Source organism: Sphingobacterium sp. UME9, assembly GCF_014170215.1.
Classification (GTDB): domain Bacteria; phylum Bacteroidota; class Bacteroidia; order Sphingobacteriales; family Sphingobacteriaceae; genus Sphingobacterium; species Sphingobacterium paramultivorum.
In genome coordinates this window covers 486,224-511,219 of the sequence record NZ_LZZP01000005.1, presented here as the reverse complement: position 1 = coordinate 511,219, position 24,996 = coordinate 486,224, and the positions used below count along the sequence as shown (strand labels likewise).

Below are 24,996 nucleotides of genomic sequence, written 5' to 3'. Positions count from 1 at the left end.
CTAATGTTTGTTTTTTGCTATCAAGTGCGGTGAAAAGGTCCTGCTAAATGCTTTTATAAGATATTTTTGTTTTTATTTTGCTGTGCTGTGCGTTTTTGCATCTGTTTTTATGTGGATTTATGGCTTTTTTGTTGTCAGATTGTGCGTTAATGTGTTTATTGTTATTTCTTTTTCAAATAATTACGCATAAGCTTGCAAAAACAGGAAGCTTTTCATACTATTGTGTAGTAATTGATATAAACCTAGGGTTGGAACCGCCCGTTATGGAAAATTATTAACAACTAACTAAAAACCATGAATAAAAAATTTCTCTTATTCTGTTCAGGGGTGATGCTGTCAACCAGTTTATGGGCACAGACCAAAACTGTAACGGGTAAAGTGACGAATGCCTCTGATGGTGGTACAATGCCTAATGTAACCGTGAGCATCAAAGGTAAATCTGTCAGTACACAAACCAAGCCTGATGGAAGTTTTACCATCAATGCGGAGCCAGGCGATATTTTGATTTTTAGAGCCGTGGGGTCTCAGGAAAGACAACAATTGGTTGGGACAAATGCAACGATCAATGTTGCGCTTTCTGGCAGTGAGGAGGCGCTTGAAGAGGTTGTTGTGACCGCAATGGGAATTAAGAAGGAAAAGAGAGCGCTCGGTTATGCTGTTCAGGATATAAAATCGGATGAGTTGATGAAGAATAAGACCGCTAACTTGGTCAATTCATTGGCAGGTAAGATTGCGGGGGTAAACGTAACACAATCTTCGGGAGCAGCAGGTGCAGGTGCGCAGATTATCCTTCGGGGCGGTACCTCACTTGAGCGGGATAACCAGCCCTTGTTTGTTGTCGACGGTATTATCTATGATAATTCAACGCCCATTGGAGGAAATAGCGGATTTGATGGAATGCAAGCAACGTCAACTTCCAATAGCAACCGTGTCATGGATATTAATCCGGAAGATATTGAAAATGTTTCCGTATTAAAAGGTCCGGCGGCAGCAGCCTTATATGGTTCACGTGCAGCGGCTGGAGCGGTTGTTATTACGACGAAACGTGGTAGTGAAGGGCGCGTTGAAATAGGCTTTTCGAGTCGTTTTTCTGCAAATTGGGCTAATCGTTTGCCTGAACAACAAGGTAAGTACAAGCGTGGGTACTATAACAGTGCTGGGACTTTAGATAACTATACAACACAATCTTGGGGAGAGGCTTTCAATTCAGGGGAAAAAGTTTATGATAATGTTGGGGACTTTTTTCGGACGGCTACCGTTTTTGATAATACAGTTAACATGACCGGTGGTAATAAGAATGGGTCTTTTTATTTGTCTGGATCACGTTTTGATCAACAGGGTATTATCCCGGAAACTGGTTATGGAAAAACGGCTTTTCGCTTTAATGGTGATCAAAAATTTGGAAAATTAAGTGTAGGAGCCAATGTGGCTTATACTTTAGCCAATACAGATAAGACTTTAACTTCGGCGGGGCTATATGGTTCTGGCGGAGCTGGAGCAATTTCTTCAGTTTACGGCTGGTCGAGAAGTGATGATATGAAGAAATATCTGAATGATGATGGAACTAAATATCGGATGTTCGAAGGTTTGCAGGAGCTTCAGGATGATGTTGAAAACCCGTATTGGACGATCAATAAAAATAAATTAACCGATAATACAGAAAGGATCACAGGAAGTATTAATGCCAATATGAATATTTTTGATTGGTGGAATGTATCTTATCGTGTTGGGATGGATAGTTATTTAACTAAAAACTCTACATTAATTGCCGAAAACGGGGCTGTTAAACAACTTTGGCAAAATGGTATGATGTCTGAGAATGATTTGAAATTCAACTATTGGTCTTCCAATTTAATGTCCAACTTTAATAAGAAAATAGGTGATTTTGATTTAGGGGCCATGGTCGGTTATTTCGCTGAAGAGACCAAGGTGAATACAAATAGAAGGATGGGGTATGATTTTGTCGTTAATAACTTCTATAGTTTTGGAAATATTGATAAAGCAAATAAGCTTTTTGATGAAGTTACCTCCAAGAAGAGGTTATATGGCCTATATGGTGAATTACGGGCTTCCTATAAAAATTTCCTTTTCTTAAATGTAACCGGTCGAAATGACTGGACATCCACACTCCCGGTTGCAAATCAGTCCTATTTTTATCCTTCTGTGGGAGGAAGTTTTGTTTTTACGGAGTTGTTGAAAGATAAAGGGCTAGACTGGCTGAGCTTTGGTAAGTTACGTGCTTCTTGGGCCCGTGTTGGTAAGGATGCTACGCCATATGCTACAAATACCTATCTGTGGACACCAAGAGAATCTTTAGGTGGAATTATTGGAACAGGAAATAGCTGGACAAAAGGGAATCCAAATCTTAAACCAGAAACGACAGGATCTTTTGAAGTTGGGGCTGAATTACGTTTCTTAAATGGTCGATTGGGTGTAGATTACGCTTATTATACCAATAATTCGTATAATCAGATCCTTTCGCCACGTTTAGGGCAGTCTGTGGGCTATATTTTTGTCTCGGTCAATGCGGGCGATATTTACAATAAAGGCATGGAGCTCTCATTAACGGGTAAACCTATCAAAAGAGAAAATTTTGAATGGGATGTTACCTTAAATATGTCTCGGAATAAGGGAACAGTAGATAACCTGATTTCTGGCGTGGACATTCTTTATGTAACGGATGTGCAAGTTGGTAATGCTAAGGCTGCGTCATTCAATGGTGGAAGTTTTATGGGTATTTCTGGATCAAAATATGCGCGCACTCCAGATGGTAAGTTGATCCTTGATGCCAATACGGGTATGCCAACTAGTGATAATGCGACGACGTATAATATCGGTAATCGGGAACCGAAATTAATTGGCGGCTTAAATAATAGTTTAACCTACAAAAATTTCAACCTCTCATTTTTGTTGGACTATCGTATTGGCGGTGATATTTATAACGGAACAGATTATGCGATGACACTTAATGGATTGAGCATGCGTACATTGGAGCGTGATGAATTGACATTGTCTGGTGTTGTGAACACTGGGACAGCTGCAGCTCCAGTTTATGAGGATAAAACATTTACATTCAATGCAAATGAATCTTATCTGGTGAGTGGAGCGCAAACAAGTGGTAAAAAGATCATTCAAGACTATTGGGGGATACACTATATAAAAGAAAGTGCCAATTTTATGACAAAAACCAATTGGTTGAGATTGCGCACTGTTTCCGTTTCTTATGATTTCGGAAATTCTTTGCTTAAAAAATCTAATGTTTCCAAAGTTATTAAAGGGTTGACAGCGACGCTGACAGGTACGAATTTATGGCTTTTGACTAATTACAAAGGATTGGATCCAGAAGCTAGTGCAGCAGGATCGGGAGTGACAGGTTCGAGTTCTGTTGGTATTGATTATAATGGAGTGCCAAGCACGGCAGGTGTAACTTTTGGTGTTAATTTAAAATTCTAAGCACATTATGAAAAAATCAAAATATTTATTGGCCTTGTTGATAGGGGTGGCTAGTCTTTCTTCTTGTAGTAAGGGTTGGTTGGATATCAATGTGGATCCCAATACACCTTCTAGTACGGTAGCATCGGTTGATAGTCGATTGGCATGGATTCAGCATTATTATTTATATGCGCAAGGTACTGCTGGTGCTAGGGCGGGTTTTGTGACACAACAGTTGAGTTTTACGAATGGTACCGCTTCCAATAGTATGATTGCTGGTTGGAACCCCATTGCTGGGATGTCGACGACACCTTATCAGTTCTTTTTTGTAGGAGCAGGGGCCAATTTCTCTGATTTAGAGATAAAAGCCAAAGCAGAAAATGCCTATCATTATATTGGTGCGATGAAGGCAATTCGTGCCATGGGTTTTATGCTGATGACAGATTGGTATGGGGAAATGCCTTATACAGAGGCATTGGGAGATGTTATCACCCCCAAATTTGATGATGGAAAAACTATTTTTGAAGGTTGCCTAAAGGAAATTGATGAAGCTATTGCTTATCTCAAGATGGAGCAACCTGCCACAGCTACAGCTTTGTCTGCGGGAGATAGCTGGAACGGTGGGGATGTTTCGAAATGGATAAAGATGTGTTATGGGGTAAAAGCGCGCTGGCTAAATAACTTATCGAAAAAATCAAGTTTGTACAAACCCGATGATATTTTGGCTGCATTAAATAATGCGCCACTATCCATCAATGAAAGTACAATTGTAAATCATGTTGATGTACAGGGGGATAATCTTGGTGATATTTTGTTTGCAGATCCAGTTAAGACTTCCATTGTTTATGATAATGTGGGGATGAATTCCAATATTTTGGTGACCAAATGGTATGAGAATTTATTGACCAATTTTGATAACAAAAATGTTGAGGATCCGAGAGCGGATAAGTTGATTCCATGGGCGGAATATGGTATTCCGAAAAAAATGGCTCGTTCTAAAGGGGTTGATATGCAGTCTGATATCCGCATGAAATCTGGTCCTATTGTCGCCTCGTATAATGCCAAAGATGTTGCTATTGAAAGTAATAATCGTTCGGTGGCTCCGCATAGTTGGTATATCAATTCAGCGAATACTGCTCGATGGGGTGATACCGTATATGTTTCGTTTAGGAGCACCTCGAATGCAAAGGCGGAGAAAACACCCGATATTTATAAATGGGACGACGGTGTTGTTGCTGCAAGTGGAACTTTTTATTCGCGCCCCGATGCACCGACTCATCTCTTAACATCTGTTGAAATGAATTTTATTAAGGCAGAGGTTTTATTTAAAAAAGGTGATAAGGCAGGTGCTTTTGCCGCTTATAAAACTGCTATACAAGGGCACATCGACCTTATGAATCTTAAGTTGGCTACTTATGGCAACGTCAATCAGAGCAAATCTCCAATGGCTCAAAGTAAAATTGATGAATTTATCAATAAAGGTATTGGAACTGCTGCAGATATTACACTGCCGAAAATTATGACACAAAAGTTCATAGCGATGTCTTTTACGCAACAGAACTGGAATGATATGCGACGTTATGATTTTAGTGCCAATGTTTATCCTGGCTGGAGCGTTCCTTATGAGTACACAGTTACTGCAGCTGCGAAAACTAAAATACCCGATGGTAAGCAATTTAGACGTGTTAGGCAAGTGTCGCATGAGATCAACTATAATGCGCAAAGCCTAATGGCATCACATCCTAATGCTTTAAGTGATGATATTTGGTCTTATCCAGTATGGTGGGATATTGCCGAATAATATAATATGTATTGTACAAAGCCGTTTTTTAACGGCTTTGTTTTTGTAATTTTAATGTATGAAATTCACTAATTATTTAACGACAGCTTTTGCGTTGCTGTGGACATCTATAGGATTCGCACAATCGCCCAAGATTATTCAAAAACCGATTGCCTGGGACAAGGAGCGTGTTCAGCTCTCGTTGGATTACCTGAAAAATCGGCATGGTCTGACGCAGTCGACACCTGTTATCCATCCTAAAATGGTGGTGGTGCATTGGACGGCCAACAACAGCGTAAAAGCAACTTTTAATACCTTTAATCCTGTCAGGCTTCCGGGACGACCGGAACTGACCAAGGCCAGTCCATTGAACGTCTCTTCGCAATTTGTCATTGATCGGGATGGAACTATTTACCAGTTTCTGCCGGATTCTATTTTTGCGCGGCATACGATAGGTCTCAATTATTGCGCTATCGGTATTGAGAATATAGGTAGCCGTCAGAACCCATTGACCGATGCGCAACTAAAAGCCAATGAAGAACTGATCCGCTATCTCAGTAAAAAATACCCCATTGAATTTGTATTGGGTCATCATGAATATCAGCGTTTTAAGAAAACAAGTTGGTGGAAAGAAACTGATCCCAATTATATCACGGGTAAAGATGATCCGGGAGATAAATTTATGAATGAATTGAGAAAACATCTTGTCGATCTAAAATTGAGCCCGCTACCTTAATCAGAATATCTGTTCTAGGGATAGCTTATATACGTTGTTTTCGTTCTTTTGCAGGATTAACTTGGTAGTGTGCGAAATGCAATCGTTTTGCGATATATTTTGCGGTTTTGCTGTGTTTTGCTGTATTGTTAACAAAATGTTAATTGTATTCTATTTGTTACATATAGGTGTGTTTTGCACACTTACCAGATTTTAATTTTACCAATTATTTTTTCATTTATATGCTCATTATCAGGTTTTTATAGTTATTTCTGTTCTTCTGATTTAGTGGGTAACTCTTATTTTTATATCATGTTTATCGCTGCAATGTAAGTGAATACTTACTTTCTTTTGCGTTTTTGTGTAGTTTTTAGTTTTAAAAACGAAAAGTTCTACTTACTTTTATTCTGATTTTCAATTATTCATGCATAAAACTGCAATTTATGTATGATCTAAGAGTCTATTTATGATGAAAAATGCCTTATTAAAACTATACTTTCTTGTTTCTATTGCTGTTTTTGTTTCTTGTGGGAGTTCTTTGAAATCTATGCAAGGAGATAAAAAAGCAGAAAACAGCATTTCTGGTAATGTAACGAACAAAGCTATTGTGCCAGGAGCAGATCAGCTTACGCTGTATTTATCACAGCTAAAGGATAAAAAAGTGGGGATAATGGGAAATCAAACTTCCATTGTGGGGTCTGATAAAAAACATCTTGTAGATGTCTTGATCGATAATAAAGTTGACTTAAAATTTGCTTTTGCGCCTGAACATGGTTTCCGCGGGAATGTTGAACGTGGTGAGAAGTTTGGGAATGATGTTGATCAAAAGACTGGTTTGCCACTGTTTACATTGTATGGTGGAAATAAGAAACAAGACTCTATTGTCAATTCCATTGATGTCATGATTTTTGATCTCCAGGACGTTGGAGCACGTTTTTATACCTATATCACGTCTTTGCACCGTGTGATGGAATTGTGTGCAAAGCATAACAAAAAATTAATTGTATTGGATCGTCCCAATCCAAATGGCGATCAGGTTGATGGCCCTGTGCGTCATGATGATAAGTTTAAGTCCGATGTCTCTTGGCATAAAATCGCCATGATACATGGTTTGACAATTGGAGAGTTGGCACTGATGATCAATGGGGAGCATTGGCTGGAGAATGGTCGTCAGGCTGATATACAAATTGTAAAGATCAAAAATTGGGATCATAATAGTATGTATGATTTGCCTGTTATTCCTTCGCCAAGTCTTCCTAATCACCTTTCTGTGCGCCTGTATCTTTCTTTGTGTCTTTTCGAAGGTACAGATATTTCTGTAGGACGCGGGACGGATTGGCCGTTCCAAATTTTAGGATATACAAATCCGGTGTATGGTTCTTTTACGTTTACCCCTGGTGAGCGTCATGGTATGTCTAAACACGTGGAGGGTAAAGGGACGAAGAATTATGGTGTCGACTTGAGAGGTTTGAATGCAGATAATCAAAAGTTTACATTGAAATATTTGTTGGACTTTTATCAAAAGACTCCCGATAAATCTACCTTTTTTGCGAGGCCTGAATTTTTTGACAAGTTGGCTGGAACTGATCAATTACGTAAGCAAATTCTTGCAGGAGAATCTGAGGACCAGATTCGTGCTTCCTGGGAAGCTGATCTGAAAATATATAAGCAAATGCGAAAGAAGTATTTGCTTTACACTGATTTTGAATAGCGATAACTAACAATATTAACTAGAATCATTTATTTTAAAACTCTATAATCAATGAGAAAATTTGTACTATTTTCTGTTGCTCTTGGATTGAGTTTTCCTTCTGAATCCTATTCTTTTACAAAAAAAGAAGGTTCTTTGAACAGTGGTAAATTAACAAGCGCTCTTCTCAGTTCTTCTTTAAAAAGCTCGGTTCAAAATACGGTGCAAGGTACTGTAACGGATGGAAAAGGTCCAGTCTCTGAAGTGAGCGTGTCTGTCATTGGCAGTAATGTGTCAACGAAGACCGATGCGCAGGGGCATTTCAAAATTATAGCTGCTGTGGGGAGCAAGTTACGATTCTCATCTGTGGGTTATGTTACACGCGAAGTTCCTGTGACTTCGAACTTGTTGAATGTGACGTTAATTGATGACAATCAAGCATTGGATGAAGTGGTTGTTGTCGGTTATGGTACGCAGAAAAAAGCCAACTTAACGGGGGCAGTTGCATCGATCAATGTGAAGGAAAATTTACAGAGTCGTCCGATTGCCGATGTTGGTAGGGCAATTCAGGGTACTACACCAGGTTTTAGTGTCACAGTTCCGAGTGGAGAGGTAGGGTCTGATCCAACGATGCGTATTCGTGGTGCGATATCATCAATTCAGGGCAATAGTAGTCCATTGATCTTGGTGGATAATGTGGAGATTCCAAGTATACAGTACGTAAATCCTGACGATGTTGAATCTATCACCGTATTAAAAGATGCTGCCTCTTCGTCTATTTATGGTGCGAAAGCTGCTTTTGGGGTGGTATTGATTAAGACGAAAACAGGTGGAAGTGCGGAAAAGGTTACCGTAAATTATTCCAATAACTTCTCATTCCAGAATCCATATAAAAAGTTGGAAATGGGACGCGTCAATGCTTTAAAATATACGATCGATGCACTGGAAAGAGTCGGGGGAACCGAGACTGGTGCTTTCTATAAAGTAAATAGAGAGAGTTATGAGCGTGCTGTTGAGTGGGATAAAAAATATGGTTCCACTATAGGTAAAGATGATCCAACGGTATATGGTAGAGACTGGTATGTTGATCCAGGATCACCAACGAAAAAATATGGCGTTAGAACTTATGATCCTTATGATTATATGGTGCGGGAATGGGCTCCAACACAAACGCATAACTTGTCTTTAAATGGCACGATTAAGAAAACACAGTATACTGCTTCATTTGGTTCATTGAATCAGAGCGGTATGTTAAAGGCAGGTGATTCGGATAAATTTAAACGGTATAATGCTGCATTAAGACTAAATACCGAACTGAATAAATATGTGACTATTAGGGGTGGGGCTATGTTTGCGCAACGGAACAAGGTCTATCCTTATGCGACAAACTCAACAACGGCCGATCCATGGTTGTACATGTATCGCTGGAGTTCCCTGTATCCAATGGGCTATGACGAAAATAGCAACCCGATAAGAAGTCCATGGAGTGAAAATGAGGCGGCAAACCAAGCTTCCATGCTCCGTAATTATATTAATTTAAGCGCTGGTGCTACAGTTAATATTATGAAAAATTGGAAAGTAGATGTAGACTATACATTTACCAATGAGGATTATAGCTGGCGTAAAAATGGAACAAGATATACCGCTGCCAATTCTTGGGTAGCTGCCAAGCAACGGGTTGACGCGCAAGGAAATCCAGTTTATGTCAATAAAGAAGGAGCTGTTGTCAATAAGGGCGATGCTGATGCAACTTTAGCTTATGATCTTTCCAATGATATGTATACAGCTAATGGTTCTGCGCAAGATCATATTTATATGCGTTCGCAAAATGAACATAAGCATACTGTCAATGCATTTACAACTTATCAGCTTGACTTGAATGATGATCATAGCTTTAAATTTATCCTTGGTTTAAATAGAGTAACAAACGATGGTTCTTACCATTGGACACAGCGAGCTGATTTATTAGATATCACAAATCCTCAGTTTGATTTGGCTGTGGGCCAAATTACGGGTAGCGGTGGTGAGTATTGGGAATCACAGTTGGGGTATTTTGGCCGTGTGAACTATGCGTATAAGAATAAGTATCTATTTGAAGGTAATATCCGTTATGATGGTTCGTCCAAGTTTCCAACAGATTTGAAATGGCGATGGTTTCCATCCTTTTCAGCAGGCTGGGTAGTCTCAGAAGAAAAATTCATGGACTGGTCAAGGGCTACGTTAAATCAGTTGAAGTTTAGGGGTTCATGGGGTGTTATCGGAAATCAAACGGTGCCTTCTGATCTTTATGTTTCAAACATGGATGCGGGTCAGATTAATTACATTGTCAATGGGGCGTTGTTAAATTCTGTCGGTACGCCAAAACTGAATTGGCCAAGCGTTACGTGGGAAGATTTGGAAACCCTGGATTTTGGTGCAGATGCTAGATTCTTTAAGAATAAATTAGGTTTGACATTTGACTGGTATCAGAAGAAGACCAAAAATATGTTTGCTCCTTTGGAAGGGACAACACTGACCTTGGGTTCTGCGGCACCTTGGGGTAACTTTGGTACCTTGACGACTAAAGGTTTTGAATTGGCTATAGATTTTAACCATCGATTTGAAAATGGATTGGGAATTAATTTTAGAGCTAATTTAGATGATTCTAAATCTGTCTTTAGTGGATATACGTCGTTACGCACTACGGGTGTGAATTATAATGGTAGGGTGTATGGTGATATCTGGGGATATGAGACTGACCGTCTGTACCAATATAATGATTTTGTGTTGGATGGAGATAACAATCCGCAGTTGGTAAAACCAAATGCAGATATGACTAAATATCACGGAAGTACAGATAACGTCTATCTATTAAAAGAAGGGCCGAACGGTGAAAAACCTGTTTATCAGCCACGATTCCAAAATTCAACTAATTTCTATTTTGGTCCTGGGGATGTTAAATTCAAAGATTTGAATGGTGACGGGGAGATCGATAATGGTGATGGTACCATCGATAATCCTGGCGATATGAAGATCATTGGTAATTCGACGCCTCGTTATCAGTATGGTTTTAGATTTGGTGCTGATTGGAAAGGCTTCGATGTTTCAGCATTTTTCCAAGGTGTGGGACAACGTAAGGTTTGGGGAGCGGGATTCTTGGCGATTCCAGGATTTAACACTTCAGACGGTGCCATGCCTGCAAGCTTTGTAAATGATTACTGGACTAAAGATAATCAGGGAGCTTTCTATCCTGCTGCATTTAACAATGGAGGCAGTGCAAATGTGAATAATATGCAAGTTCAGTCGCGCTACTTATTGGATATGTCGTATTTGAGAATTAAGAACTTAACTGTGGGTTATACAATTCCGCAGCATATTGTTCAGCGAGCTAAGCTAAATAACTTACGTGTTTATGTTTCGTTGGAGAATTTCTTCACTTGGGATAAGCTTCGGGGTTTACCGATCGATCCGGAAGAAGTGGAAGGTTTCTCGATTTTTAATGAATCGAATTACAATGGTGGACGTACAGGTGTGGGGACACCAACATTTAAGAGTGCATCATTTGGTGTTCAGTTAAACTTTTAAACGAATTTGACAGATGAAATTAAATAGAATAAAAATAGGAACTATCATGCTATCCGCCATGTTGTTGGGGGTAGGTTGTAGTAAGGATGTTCTGGATAGGCCTGATCAAACTAAAGTAATCGATGAAAATTTTTGGAGAAATGAAGCTGATGTTCGTTTGTATGCAAATGATTTTTATTTAAATTATTTTGTTGGCTATAATACTTTTTATGGTACGGCCTATGCTCCCTTGGTGGGGTATAATTATGCGGATGACTTTACCTCTGAAGGAATTCAGGGCGGGTTTGAGGCAGTTGTTCCGACGAGTAGAGGGGCGAGCACGGTAACACCTGATATGTTGACTACCTACTCGGGTCCTACCTGGAATTTTTACTGGGTCAGAAAGGCTAATGTGATGTTGAGTAGGATTGAAACAAAGGCCAAGTCAAAATTATCAGAGGTTGAGTATAAGCACTGGACAGCAGTTGCTCGTTTTTTTAGAGGCTATGAATATAGTAGGTTAGTTTCTGTATTTGGTGATGTGCCTTATTTTGATGTTGAAGTAGATCCAAAGGATCAGGCTACAATGTATAAGGAACGTACCAAGCGCGGAGAGGTGATGGATAAAGTCTATACAGATTTTGAGTATGTGCTTGATAACATGCGTGCTGATGATGGAAAAGGTTATGTAAATAAGTATGCAGCAGCAGCACTTATTTCTAATCTAATGTTGTTTGAAGGTTCCTGGGAAAAATACCATGGCTTAGATCAAGATCGTGCGAAAAAGTATCTTGCGCTTGCTGTTAAAGCATCTGAAGTGGTCATGAATAGTGGTAAGTGGTCTTTTGGAAGTGATTTTAAAAGCCTGTTTGCATCTGAGGATCTCTCCAGTAATCCGGAGGTAATATTCTTTAGAACCTATAATGATGCATTAAAGGTGACACACGCCGTAGGTTCTTACAGCAATGGTACTGAGGGGCAGAAAGGGGTTAACTTGGATTTGTTGAAATCTTTTATCTGCAACGATGGAAAGGTTTGGCAAAACTCAGCGCTCACAAATGCTTCGGACTTTTCGATGAAGTCTTTGGCGAGAACGAGAGATCCCCGATTTGAAGCTTCGTTGATGGATACAGTTAATACAGCTTCTTCAACATTTGCTTATGGTCATAAATTTGCTGCTAGAGAGGCTTTGACGTATATCGGGAAAACGTATCCGGCAAAATGGAGTAGTAATACAAATACAAATGATGCTCCAATTGTGCGTCTTGGCGAAGTTGTATTGAATTGGATTGAGGCAAGACAGATTCTTGCCGAGTTTTTTGGCGGAGCAGCTGTTACCCAAGGTGATTTGGATAAATCGATCAATGCCGTACGGAATAGACCGCTAGATGCAGATGCCATAGCAAAAGGGGTAAAGAAAACAGCGCCTTTGGTATTAAATTCTCTGCCGAACGATCCAAATCGTGATGCGGATGTGTCGCCCTTGATGTGGGAAATCAGACGTGAACGAAGAATGGAGTTTGTATATGAATATGCGCGACTGAATGATATTCGCCGCTGGAAAAAATTGGATTATATGAATTTTGCGCGTAGTGTCGATTACTCACTAGGCCCTTGGGTAAATATCAAAAAGGATCTGCCAAATCGTTTAACAAAAGCTTATGAAGGCGTTTTAAAAGTGCGTGATGCAGCAGGAAATACCATTACCTATAACGGAACCAATGGCGACGCTATGGTGGGGTATTACGTTATTCCGAAATTTGCAAACAGGGTAAGTTTTACCGATCGGTCTTATTTGGCTCCTGTAGGATTAAATCAGATTCAACAATATGCGAATTTGGGCTATATCTTAACGCAGACGCCAGGTTGGCAATAGATAGCATTGTATTAAAAGGCCTTTCTGAATTTCAGAAAGGCTTTTTAATACATAACGAATTTTGATTTATATGAAGATGCATAAAAACGCATTTTTATTTTATTATTATGCATAAAAACGCTATTTTTAAGAAAACATTACGCATGAGGTTTCCAATTATCACCTTTTTTATTGCATTATCCTGCGTTTTTAACGTTGTGATAGCGCAACAGTCCTTCAAATTTGCCCACGTAACAGACACGCATGTCGGTGGTGCAACAGGAGAGGAGGATTTGCGACGTACTGTAAAGGACCTGAATACATTGAAAGATATTGATTTTGTTATACTCTCCGGAGATATCACTGAGTTTGGTGCTGATCATGAGTTAAAGCTTGCAAAGCGCATCTTAGATAGTTTGCAGCTGCCTTGGTATGTGATTCCGGGAAATCACGATGGAAATTGGTCTGAAAATGGAGCCAATACATTTCGTACCGTTTTTGGTGGTGAGACCTTTTTCTTTAAGCATAAAGGTTACACATTCATTGGAACCAATTCAGGGCCAAATATGCGTATGAGTCCTGGCCAGATTCCTCGTGAAAACCTGGTTTGGATGGATTCCATTTTTGCAGCGAATCCTGATAATCAGCTGCCATTGATCTATATTAATCATTATCCACAGGATTCATCGTTAAACAACTGGTTTGACGCTTTAAAAAGGGTCAAAACGCGGAATGTTCAATTGGCGCTTTGCGGACATGGCCATGCCAATAAATTATACGATTGGGAAGGAATTCCAGGAGTAATGGGGCGTTCCAACCTGCGTGCGAATAAAGAGGTTGGCGGTTATAATATTGTGACTATCGCTGATGGTAAAGCGAGTTATCAGGAGCGTAATCCCGGTGTAGGGATGCAGGATAAATCTTGGGTTGTTGTCCCTCTATTTAATCATCATTATGAAAATGAAACGGTAAGCTATCCGAGACCAAGTTATGCTGTGAATACCAAATATGCAGATCAGGTTAAAGTCAATTGGACTTTCGAAGACGCTAGTGATATTGGGGCGGGACTAGCTGTTTACAAAAATAGCGTGATTACATCAAATACCGCGGGCGATATCTTTGCGCTTGATTTAAAAACTGGCAAAAAGCTATGGGCATTTCGTACAGGTGGTAAAGTTTATTCTACTCCGGCTGTGTGGAAAGGGATTGTCGTGGCGGGATCATCGGATCATGCAATTTATGCTGTAGATGCCCGTAATGGCAAGTTGTTGTGGAAGGTACAGACTGAAAAGGCTGTTTTGGGTTCGCCTCTGCTACATAATGGCGTGGCTTATATCGGTGGTTCGGATGGTAAGTTTAGAGCACTGGACATCAAGACGGGGGCTGTAAAATGGAGCTTTGATCAGGTCAAAGGATTTGTATCGACCCTGCCAACATATTATTTGGGGAATGTAATTTTTGGCTCCTGGAGTAATGGATTCTATGCTTTGAATGTCAATACAGGTAAGCTGTCGTGGGAATGGAATAATGGACAGGCTAATCGGATGTTTTCAGCGGCGGCATGTAATCCAGTGGGGGTAAATAATCGTGTTTTTGTAGTTGCACCGGATCGTTTTATGACAGCACTGGATGCGAAAACGGGGGCGGTCATTTGGCGGGAAAAGAAAGATACCATTCGGGTGCGCGAATCTATGGGGTTGGCAGCAGATCATAAACTGGTTTATGTGAAGACGATGGATGGGGATCTTTTGGGTATTTCAGTTGCTGGTGATCGTATGGCTGTTGCCTGGAAGTCCAAGCTTAAATTGCCCTACGAATTGACACCTTCTGCAATTACCTCCAATGGCAAATTGGTATTTGTGCCGAGTCATTCGGGTTTGCTATCCGGGGTTGACGCAAAAACAGGCGCGGTAATATGGCAATATAAAATATCCAATGGAATGGTTAATCCTGTAGTGCTAAATGGCAGGAATACAGTGATAGCGAGTACGATGGATGGCAAAATAGTTTCATTACAGTTTTAAGCAATCGATTGAATTGATCTTTTTGAAAATAAATGCCTTGATATGATAAAAAAATGTCTAAACTTCTTAAATTTACGTCAAGCTTTTTTGCTTGTTTTTGCATGTTTTGTTTGTAACTTTGCGAAAGCACAGCAAAATGCTTGGATTAGAATAAACCAATTGGGCTATACTCCGGCGGGCAAGAAGGTCGCGGTATGGGGCGGGAAATCAATCAGGCAGCTTCGTTCTTTTGAAATTAAAAACGCAGAAACGGGTAAAACAGTTTATGTGCATCCTGTTGGAAAAGATTATGGGGCTTATGGTCCTTTTGTTCAAAGCTTTCGTTTGGATTTCTCTTCTATGCAGGATACAGGACGCTTTTTTGTTCAGGCTGGTGATGTGAAGTCTCCAACATTTCGCATTGCTCGGGACGTTTACAAAGGAGCGGCAGATTTTGTACTGCGTTATATGCGGCAACAACGGACATTGTTTAACCCTTTTCTGAAAGACAGCTGCCATACACATGATGGATTTGCGCTTTATGCAGGAAAGGTTGGTATTCCCGATAGCTCCCATATCGATGCGGGTGGAGGTTGGCATGATGCTTCTGATTATTTGCAATATGCGACAACGTCGGCAAATGCGACATTTCATCTGTTAGCGGCTTACCGCGATTTTCCAAAGGTATTTGGTGATCTAAAGCAAGCAAATGGTCTTGATGGAAAAAACGGTCGTGCCGATGTACTGGATGAAGCAAAATGGGGCTTGGATTGGTTGTTGAAAATGCATCCTAAAGCCAATCAAATGTACAATCAGATTGGTGATGACCGGGATCATGCAAGCATGCGGATGCCAAAGGAAGATCCCTATTATGGTCGTGGATTTGAGAGACCGGTGTATTTTATCGATGGCGAACCACAACAGCGTGGTAAGTTTATGAATAATACGACGGGGACAAGTTCTACTGCTGGTAAATTTAGTAGTGCTTTTCGCCTGGGGGCGATGTTGTTTGACAAAGAGGATGGGAAATATGCAAAGCTGCTTTCGAAGAAATCGGAAACGGCCTATGCTTATGCCAATATAAAACCAGGCGTGACACAGACAGTTTCTGTGAAATCGCCTTATATTTATGCCGAAGATAATTGGGTGGACGATATGCAGTTGGCCGCTGCAATGGGGTTTTCGGTGACAAAAAAAGAAAAGTTTGCACGAGAAGCCTTAGACTACGCCCGGCAAGAAAAGATTACACCTTGGATGGTAAGCGATACTGCTGCACATTATCAGTGGTACCCTTTTATCAATCTTGGGCATTATGAGTTGGCAAAAGGATTAAAAGGACAAGATCGCGAGGAGATTGTTTCTTATTATAAACAGGGGATTGAGGAAGTCAATCGGAGAGCCGAAAAAAATGCTTTTTTTCGCGGAGTTCCCTTTATCTGGTGTAGCAACAACTTAACGGTATCCTTTGCGATCCAATGTCTCTGGTATAAAGAATTGACGGGAGATGCGCATTTTGATGAGCTAGCCCAAGCAAATTTTGACTGGTTATTTGGGACGAACCCTTGGGGCACGAGTATGGTATATGGTCTTCCATCTGGGGGCGATACACCTGTTGATCCGCATTCGGCGTTTACCTTTCTTGGAAAGCATCCGATCGATGGCGGTTTGGTTGATGGGCCCATTATGGCATCCACGTATCGCAATCTGATCGGTATCAAGTTGAATAATCCGGATAGCTATGCGGAGTTTCAAAGTGATTTGGCGGTCTATCATGACGACTACGGAGATTATAGTACGAATGAGCCGACAATGGATGGTACCGCTTCGTTGATTTATCTGCTGGCTTCAAAGGAGGGTAAGGCAATGGAGGAGCCGACCGGAAAAAAGTAACACGGGATGTTTTCGGTGCTATTGTCCGGGGCGACTCGACAAAACGGCAGGTGGCTCTGGTGTTTACAGGTCATGATTTATCTGAGGGTACAGCTGAGGTATTAGCAAGTCTAAAACGTAATGGCGTTAAAGGCTCTTTTTTCCTGACAGGTGATTATCTCAGAACGCCAGATTTTGAGGCGTATGTCCGTCAGATGTTAAGCGATGGCCATTGGATTTCGGGGCACTCGGATAAACATCTTCTGGTGAGTGACTGGGGGAGTAGGGATGTGCTTTTGGTGAAGCGTGACTCTTTTGTCGCTGATCTAAGGGCAAATCTGAAAGCACTGGAACGTGTGGGCGTTCAAAGAGAGCAGCTGTCCTATTATATTCCTTCTTATGAATGGTATAATAGTGAAACAGTCGATTGGGCAAAAGCAGTTGGTCTAAATTCGGTTAATTATACACCAGGAATACGGACTGCAGCTGACTATACCTATCCTGAAATGGGGGCTCGTTATTTATCGTCGACAGCGATTCTCGACAATCTCTGGTCTTATGAAACTCGATATGGGCTCAATGGATTTCTGATATTGATTCACATGGGAACCGATGATCGGCGGAAAGATAAACTGTATCATCATTTGGATGATATCATTAGCATATTAAAGGGGAAAGGGTATCAACTTTTGGATGTGCCCGATTTATTGAAATAAAGAAATACAATATATACTAATAATGGTAAATACAACGGAGAAAGATTCGAATTATCAGGATTTGGACAAGATGTCTGTGCATGAGTTATTGACAAATATCAATAATGAGGATAAATCTGTGCCACTTGCTGTAGAGCAGGCTATCCCTCAGATTGAAGCATTGGTTAAAGTCACTGTGGAGAAAATGAAGGCTGGTGGTCGAACTTTTTATATCGGCGCTGGTACAAGTGGTCGTTTGGGCGTGTTGGATGCGTCAGAATTACCTCCGACTTACGGCGTTCCATTTGAATGGATCATTGGGTTAATTGCTGGTGGTGATACTGCAATTAGAAAAGCAGTTGAATTTGCAGAAGACGATTTGGAGCAGGCCTGGAAAGATATGGAAGCCTATGATATTGATGAAAACGATGTTGTTATCGGTATTGCGGCCTCTGGAACCACACCTTATGTTATTGGCGGATTAAAAACGGCAAACGAGAAAGGACTTGTGACGGGATGTATTGTCTGTAATGGGGGGTCTCCGATTGCTGAAGTAGCGCAGTATCCGGTTGAAGTTATTGTTGGGCCAGAATTCGTTACCGGATCTACTCGGATGAAATCGGGTACAGCACAGAAACTTGTGTTAAATATGTTCAGTACCGCAGTGATGATCCAATTGGGCAGGGTAAAAGGGAATAAGATGGTCGATATGCAATTGTCAAACCATAAGCTGGTCGGTCGTGGTGTACGTATCATTATGGATCAAACCGGGGCGCTTGAAGAAGAGGCAGCGGCTTTACTTGAACAATTTGGTAATGTAAGACAGGCAATTGAAGCTTATCAGGCTACCCATTGAGTATAACCTACTAAAAATCACCTATTTTTAAAAACAAACTATGTCACCAGTAATATTATTATCTTTTATAATAATCTATTTTGCAGTTCTGCTTGCAGTAGCTCACTTCACCTCGAAGGGGGCTTCCGATAACTCTACTTTTTTTGTCGCAAACCGGAACTCTAAATGGTATATGGTCGCCTTTGGGATGATCGGTACCGCGCTCTCCGGCGTAACTTTTATTTCGGTTCCCGGCGCAGTCGGTGCGTCTGAATTTAGCTATTTTCAATTTGTTCTTGGGAACGCCGTTGGTTTTGTCATTATTGCCTATGTATTGCTTCCGCTCTATTATAGAATGAACTTGACTTCCATTTACACGTATTTGGAAGAACGTTTTGGGCACACCACGTATAAGACAGGTGCTGCTATTTTTTTGGTTTCCCGTACGATAGGTTCGGCATTTCGTCTTTATTTGGTGGCAATCGTATTGCAGCATTTTATTTTTGATGCCTGGAATGTGCCTTTCGCGATTACGGTCGTTATATGTTTGGTGTTAATCTGGATGTATACAAATAAGGGCGGTTTAAAGACAATCATTGTAACGGATACCCTACAGACTACCTTTTTAGTGACTGCAGTAATTCTCTCCATCTATTTTATGGCAAAAGGATTAGATTTTGGTATTGTGGATACTTTCGAGGCTGTGAAAGAAAGTAGTTATTCTAAGATCTTTTTCTGGGATGATTTTGTAGGCAGTAAGGCAAATTTTTGGAAACAATTCTTGGGAGGGATTTTTGTGACCATTGCAATGACGGGGCTTGATCAGGATCTGATGCAAAAGAACTTATCGATGGGGACCATTAAAGAGGCCCAAAAGAACATGATCACGTTTACAAGTGTTTTTGTGGTCATTAATATTTTCTTTTTAGCTGTCGGTGCTTTGCTGTATATCTATGCGGCTAAAAACGGGATTGATGTGACTCAACTGGCAACACGCGATTATTTGTACCCAGAAATTGCATTAAACCACTTGGCTATTGTTCCTGCAATCATTTTTATGATGGGGCTGACGGCCGCTACTTTTGCAACGACAGATAGTGCGCTAACTGCGCTAACGACATCTTTCTGCATAGACTTTTTAAACTTCAATAAAAAAGAAAATCCCAATGATCCAGCGCTGATCAAACAGCGTAACTATGTCCATTTTGGTTTTTCCATTGTGATGTTGTTGGTTATTTTGGTCTTTAAGCTGATCAATGATGATTCGGTCGTAAATGCAATCTTTACTGCGGCGAGTTATACGTACGGACCTTTGTTGGGTTTATTCGTTTTTGGAATATTCACAAAATATGCGGTGCGGGATAAGGCTGTACCCTATATCTGTGTGCTTTCGCCTACCATATTATTTTTGCTTAAAACCTATGTTATTGAGGTGTATACACCGTATGTTGTCGGATTGGATTTGATCATTATAAATGGTTTTATCACGTTTGTAATGCTTTTGATCAGTTCTCCAGGTAAAGCAAGTGAAAAAGCATTGTCCCACAATTAATGCATTTCAGCTATAAAAAGTTTCTCCATTGGTGAGAAGATGTAAATACAAGTAGTGATTTTGATTTGTACGTACAGAAAAATTAAGTTAAGTTTGATATACTTAGTTTTTCTGTACGTATGTATCATAGCATAAATGAGACTACGGAATTTATCCGTAGAAAAATTGGAGATTTTGCTCCAGAATTCGGTATCATCCTAGGTACTGGTTTAGGTAAGTTGGTTGATGAAATTGAAGTCGAGTATCAGCTGATGTATTCCAATATACCTAATTTCCCTATTTCAACTGTTGAATTTCATTCTGGTAAGCTTATTTTTGGAAAGCTGAGTGGACGCAATGTGGTCGCTATGCAGGGAAGGTTGCATTATTATGAAGGTTATGATATGCAGCAGATTACATTTCCGATCCGGATCATGAAAGTGTTAGGGGTACAGAAATTGTTTGTTTCCAACGCTGCGGGATCCCTTAATCCTGATGTGAAAAAAGGTGACCTTGGAATTATTGAAGATCATATCAATTTATTGCCGGATAATCCGCTTCGCGGACAAAATTTGGCTGAGTTTGGACCACGATTTCCGGATATGAGCGAGCCTTATAACCGAAAGATGATCGAGCAGGCTCTTGAAATTGCAGCCAAACATGATATTGCTGCGCGAAAAGTTGTTTATGTTTCTTCCGCAGGTCCAAATTTGGAAACAAAAGCTGAATATCGTTATATGCGCCTGATCGGTGGCGATGTGGTCGGTATGAGTACCGTTCCGGAGGTTATTGTCGCCAATCATATGGCTCTTCCGGTATTTGCCATTTCTGTTGTTACGGATGAGGGCTTTCATGAACAACTTAAACCTGTGTCGTTGCAGGAAATTGTCACTGTTGCGGAGAAAGCGGAACCTAAAATGACATTAATTTTGAAAGAATTAATAGCTTTGCAATAAATTACATCTTTATGTGTCACTGTTGAAGGAGAAGGTTGTTGGATTTGTGTGGTGTGAAGGGTAATTGGTTCATTCAGGTGAATTTAGCTTTTTTGGTTTTTATATAATTTTAGATGAAGTTGATCGTACGCATACTTGCCGCATGGTGTGTTTTATTTATTTATTCCGTGGATGTCATTGCGCAGAGCAAAGAGGATTGGAGCAGTGCATTAGACTCGGCTAGAGCCAAGGAGGATGGAAAGAAGGATTCCGTTATCCTGTCTGCAAAGTATATCCGATATGCAACGTTGGATATGTTAAAAAAAGGCACTTATACGCGGCAGATTGATACGTCACATCATAATTATCAATATTATAATCCGCAGAATTTACCCTGGAATCCCAGTGTGAACCTTGGAGCCTATGGGCTTGCCACACGGGATCTATTGTTCCAGCCTAAAAAGACCATTGGCTTTCAGTCTGGATTTACAGCGTTGGAACGTTATTTATTGAACCCCGATTCGGTCCAATATTTTAGGGCCCGCGCAAGGTACTCCGAATTGTCTGCGGTAGGATTCTTTTTTAATGACCAGGTTTTTAGGGCTCGGGTGGCCCAGAATATCAATTCCCAATGGAATATGAATGTCGATTTTCATTCTACCAAAACGGATGGATTTTACCTTGGACAGAGTTATTCCGATTTAAAAGCTTCAGTTGCTTCTTGGTATGAATCGAAAAATAATCGGTATAATTTGTTGATCAATGGGGTATTTAATCGTTTGGATGCCATGGAGAATGGTTCTATTACGGAAGATCTTCCATTTGCGCCTGGAAATAGACAATCGCCGGACCGATTTATACCAAAATTCTATGATGCAGGTAACACAAGGATACCTCGATCTAAGTGGTGGGATAATTCATTTTTCCTGAGACAGTCACTTTATTTGGGGCGATTGGATACGATCGATAAAGGGAAGCCTACGATGGAGATCCGTCCAACGAATAGCATGGCACATAATACCCGCATCCGAAGGCAGACTTACAGTTTCTTCAAGAACATGGATGACCAGAATGCGGCTTTGCCATACAATAATAGGGCATTGGCGCTAAACAATGATAAGACGCTGATCACGAATGTTTCAAATGAATTTGAATATAATTTTTTTCTCAGAGGGAAGTCGGTCTTTAAGAACGAGGCAAAGCTGAATTTGGCTTTTCAGCACGACATGAACTGGGTGGAGCAAAATCAACTGGATTCAAATCGCTATTATAATAATACTTCAGCTTATCCACAGCCGCTGAAGAAACTGCCGGATAGCACGACATTTGATCGTTTTTATCAGAACGGGATCGTGAAAGGTGAATTAGGGTATAAGTTTTCAGATCGACTTGATTTTAGTTTAAAAGCGAATCAAATCGTATTTGGCCACAACTTTGGAGATTTCTTGTATGAAGCTAAAGCGGATATCTCGATGGGGGATAAAATCGGAAAGGTGACGTTGTCAGCTTATTCACAGAACAAATCCCCGGAGATGGTTTTCGAGAATTTGAATTATACCTACGGAAAATGGAATGATTTAGACCTTAAAAAGACGAAAATTCAGAATCTGGGTTTTCAATATGCCAATCCGATGCTTGGTTTCCATGGCAAGGTGGAGTATTTTCTGATGAACAATTATACTTATTTCGAAGAGTTGTCCAATCCACAGAACGATCCGAAGAAAGATAAATGGATTGTTCCGGCACAATTGGATAAAGCTAATTTGTTAAAGGTAACTGTTGGACAAAAATTTAAATTAAACCATTTTACCTTCGATAATCTTGTGGTCTATCAGAAGACAGATCAAAAGGATGTCTTGGCTGTTCCGGAGCTGTATACCTGGCATAGTTTGTATTACAGTAACCTGTTTTATAAAGTTATTGATTATAGTATCGGTCTGGACGCAAAGTTCAACACACCCTATGCCAATCCGAATTATTCGATTGGGACAGGGCAGTTTTACAATGCTTACAAACAGATTGAGTTTTCGACATATCCAATCATGGATTTATGGATTACAGCGAATATACAACGGGTAAATATGTTTTTGAGTTATAATTTTTTAAATCAGAACTTCTATCCGCACGGTTACTATACGGTCAGACGTTATCCGATGAATAGTGCTAATTTTAGATTTGGTATTTCTTGGAAGTTCTATGATTAAAAATTATTTCGGTGTTTCTTAGCTTGTTGTGATATTAAAGGCATAAAATCTTATAAAATAATTTTGAGAATAGAATTTTTAAGCTATATTTGCACACGCAATTAGGGAACGGCGTTCTTTAAAAAAGTATGGAGGCTTAGCTCAGCTGGTTCAGAGCATCTGCCTTACAAGCAGAGGGTCACAGGTTCGAATCCTGTAGCCTCCACCATACAAAAGTCGGAGAATTAGCTCAGCTGGTTCAGAGCATCTGCCTTACAAGCAGAGGGTCACTGGTTCGAATCCAGTATTCTCCACCAATCCAAAACGGAGGCTTAGCTCAGCTGGTTCAGAGCATCTGCCTTACAAGCAGAGGGTCACAGGTTCGAATCCTGTAGCCTCCACAAAAGCATCATCAAATGGTGCTTTTTTTTCGTTAGGGGGTTTAGCTCAGCTGGTTTAGAGCACTACCTCGACAAGGTAGGGGTCACTGGTTCGAACCCAGTAATCCCCACGATAAAAAAAAGCGTTCTTCATGAACGCTTTTTTTTATGGGTCGAATGCTTTGTAAATTTGAAAGTCCCCGATCCGGTATTCAATCTGTCTCGGGAATCTCTCGCGTTTATTTTCTTACTATTTCCGTTTCTTACCTAGTTTAATTCCGTAACCTGTCGTCCATTCAATAAAATCAGCTTTACCGCCATGGGCTTTAATGGAAACACCGGCAAAGAAATCTTTGTATACTTTATAACGTACACCTGCTCTTAAATACACGGGCATGCTTTCGCCATTGAATTCGTTGCGATGAAGATAAACTCCTACATTTCCGTTGATGTATAGACGTGAATTTAACACATGATCAATGTAGAATGCTGGGCCGTAAGAAAATAGGGCGGAGAATTTCCCGGCTTTGTCGCCGGCAACCTTCTCGTCGTTTCCGCTAGCTGAATAAAAGGCATCGAACCCAGCGCCAAGGCGCCATTTGTAGCCGAAATGCCTGCTGTAGTATGCGCCTAATGTAGATTTAAAATATTGGCCATCGTGTTCGCGGTCAATCTGCTTGAAGCCAAAGGCATAGTTGAAATGGAGCTCCTCCGTTTTCTCTATCTGTGGGATATTCGTTTTTCTATAATCAAAAGGTTTGTTTGTTGGTGTATACGAAACAGATAGGCTCAAGGGGACGAGGTTTATCCCGGTGTTTGGTAATGCCAGGGCTCCATTGCTGAAGTGATGAAAGGCTGCGCCGGCCCCTACCTGGAAGTTTTTGTTTAGACGGTAGTTGACCTGAAGTCCAAGATCAATAAATACATTATTTTTGCTGCCAATAAGTAGGTTGAAGGGATTGTCTTCCTCATTATAGGGATTGAATCTGCCAGAGAGGCCGAGTGCAATCCGATAGTTGAAATTCCATCTCGAGTTTACTTTTGGTCTAATGGGAATGGCGACAAAGCCATAGGCCGCGAAAGGTCGTCCGAGGTGTTCCTGACCAAAAGTACTGCTGTAGATTCCGATGCCGTATATCGGATAGTTGTATATTTCATTGTAAATGCTCTTTAATGAGTCTTGAAACTGAGTTTGAAAACCGACTCTGAAATTTAGTCCACTATAGTATGAGTCAGCAAGGGTTTCTTTGGAGCGCTCATTGAATTTGAGTTCGCCCCCGCTTTCATGTTCAAGTTGAAATATAAGTCTCGTCTTGGCTGGGGTACGGCTTTGTAAAGTGTCTTTCGGATTCTCTATTCGGGGTGTGACCTGTGCAGTGGCACGAAAGGAGAGTAGTGCCAGGACCACAAAAGCAAGTATTCTTGATCTCATGAAATAAAACGTTAGCGTTTTTTAAAATTTTTGCAAAAATAAGAATGATATATCATTGTAACAATAGTATTTAAACAGTCGCGAAATCTAGTTGTAAAAAATGCCATTTTTCAGCCAC

The 24,996-nt window shown here is 40.5% G+C and carries 14 protein-coding genes and 4 tRNA genes; 17 read left to right on the top strand and 1 reads right to left on the bottom strand.

Annotation, left to right across the window (positions count from 1 at the left end; all coding sequences use genetic code 11):
- The first annotated feature begins 294 nt into the window (after window positions 1-294).
- From A9970_RS10645 to A9970_RS10570, 17 genes are all read left to right on the top strand, one after another.
- A complete protein-coding gene (locus A9970_RS10645) occupies window positions 295-3,453 on the top strand; it encodes a SusC/RagA family TonB-linked outer membrane protein (RefSeq protein WP_182982246.1) in 3,159 nt (1,052 codons plus the stop codon).
- Between the two features lie 7 nt (window positions 3,454-3,460).
- Window positions 3,461-5,233: a SusD/RagB family nutrient-binding outer membrane lipoprotein gene (locus A9970_RS10640; protein WP_153844381.1), complete on the top strand. Its 1,773-nt coding sequence runs from the start codon at window positions 3,461-3,463 to the stop codon at window positions 5,231-5,233.
- Between the two features lie 58 nt (window positions 5,234-5,291).
- Window positions 5,292-5,948, top strand: a complete 657-nt coding sequence (locus A9970_RS10635; protein ID WP_182982245.1) for an N-acetylmuramoyl-L-alanine amidase — start codon at window positions 5,292-5,294, stop codon at window positions 5,946-5,948.
- A gap of 445 nt (window positions 5,949-6,393) precedes the next feature.
- Window positions 6,394-7,638, top strand: coding sequence for a DUF1343 domain-containing protein (locus A9970_RS10630; RefSeq protein ID WP_259655369.1), 1,245 nt, complete (start codon window positions 6,394-6,396; stop codon window positions 7,636-7,638).
- A gap of 51 nt (window positions 7,639-7,689) precedes the next feature.
- Window positions 7,690-11,181, top strand: a complete 3,492-nt coding sequence (locus A9970_RS10625; protein WP_182982244.1) for a TonB-dependent receptor — start codon at window positions 7,690-7,692, stop codon at window positions 11,179-11,181.
- A 13-nt stretch (window positions 11,182-11,194) separates the two neighbouring features.
- On the top strand, window positions 11,195-13,036 hold the full coding sequence (locus A9970_RS10620; protein WP_182982243.1) for a RagB/SusD family nutrient uptake outer membrane protein: 1,842 nt from the start codon (window positions 11,195-11,197) through the stop codon (window positions 13,034-13,036).
- 143 nt (window positions 13,037-13,179) lie between these two features.
- Window positions 13,180-15,039 (top strand): PQQ-binding-like beta-propeller repeat protein, encoded by a 1,860-nt coding sequence (locus tag A9970_RS10615; RefSeq protein ID WP_182982242.1) that lies wholly within the window; start codon window positions 13,180-13,182, stop codon window positions 15,037-15,039.
- 42 nt (window positions 15,040-15,081) lie between these two features.
- On the top strand, window positions 15,082-16,908 hold the full coding sequence (locus A9970_RS10610; protein WP_259655368.1) for a glycoside hydrolase family 9 protein: 1,827 nt from the start codon (window positions 15,082-15,084) through the stop codon (window positions 16,906-16,908).
- A 59-nt stretch (window positions 16,909-16,967) separates the two neighbouring features.
- Complete coding sequence (locus A9970_RS28660; RefSeq protein WP_310889280.1) at window positions 16,968-17,603, top strand: polysaccharide deacetylase family protein; 636 nt, start codon at window positions 16,968-16,970, stop codon at window positions 17,601-17,603.
- 22 nt (window positions 17,604-17,625) lie between these two features.
- A complete protein-coding gene (gene murQ / locus A9970_RS10605; RefSeq protein ID WP_145329004.1) occupies window positions 17,626-18,438 on the top strand; it encodes an N-acetylmuramic acid 6-phosphate etherase in 813 nt (270 codons plus the stop codon).
- Window positions 18,439-18,478: 40 nt separating this feature from the next.
- Window positions 18,479-19,969 (top strand): sodium:solute symporter, encoded by a 1,491-nt coding sequence (locus A9970_RS10600; RefSeq protein WP_182982241.1) that lies wholly within the window; start codon window positions 18,479-18,481, stop codon window positions 19,967-19,969.
- Between the two features lie 119 nt (window positions 19,970-20,088).
- Window positions 20,089-20,904: a purine-nucleoside phosphorylase gene (locus tag A9970_RS10595; RefSeq protein ID WP_153844371.1), complete on the top strand. Its 816-nt coding sequence runs from the start codon at window positions 20,089-20,091 to the stop codon at window positions 20,902-20,904.
- A 113-nt stretch (window positions 20,905-21,017) separates the two neighbouring features.
- Window positions 21,018-23,087 carry a putative porin gene (locus tag A9970_RS10590; RefSeq protein WP_182982240.1) on the top strand — a complete coding sequence of 690 codons (2,070 nt, stop codon included), beginning with the start codon at window positions 21,018-21,020 and terminating at the stop codon, window positions 23,085-23,087.
- Between the two features lie 130 nt (window positions 23,088-23,217).
- Window positions 23,218-23,295 (top strand) — tRNA-Val (locus tag A9970_RS10585).
- A 10-nt stretch (window positions 23,296-23,305) separates the two neighbouring features.
- Window positions 23,306-23,383: transfer RNA gene (locus tag A9970_RS10580), tRNA-Val, on the top strand.
- A gap of 9 nt (window positions 23,384-23,392) precedes the next feature.
- Window positions 23,393-23,467, top strand: a tRNA-Val gene (locus A9970_RS10575).
- A gap of 35 nt (window positions 23,468-23,502) precedes the next feature.
- A tRNA-Val gene (locus A9970_RS10570) sits at window positions 23,503-23,577 on the top strand.
- Between the two features lie 119 nt (window positions 23,578-23,696).
- Here A9970_RS10570 and A9970_RS10565 read toward each other — a convergent pair.
- Window positions 23,697-24,878 (bottom strand): acyloxyacyl hydrolase, encoded by a 1,182-nt coding sequence (locus A9970_RS10565; protein ID WP_182982239.1) that lies wholly within the window; start codon window positions 24,876-24,878, stop codon window positions 23,697-23,699.
- Window positions 24,879-24,996: the final 118 nt, after the last annotated feature.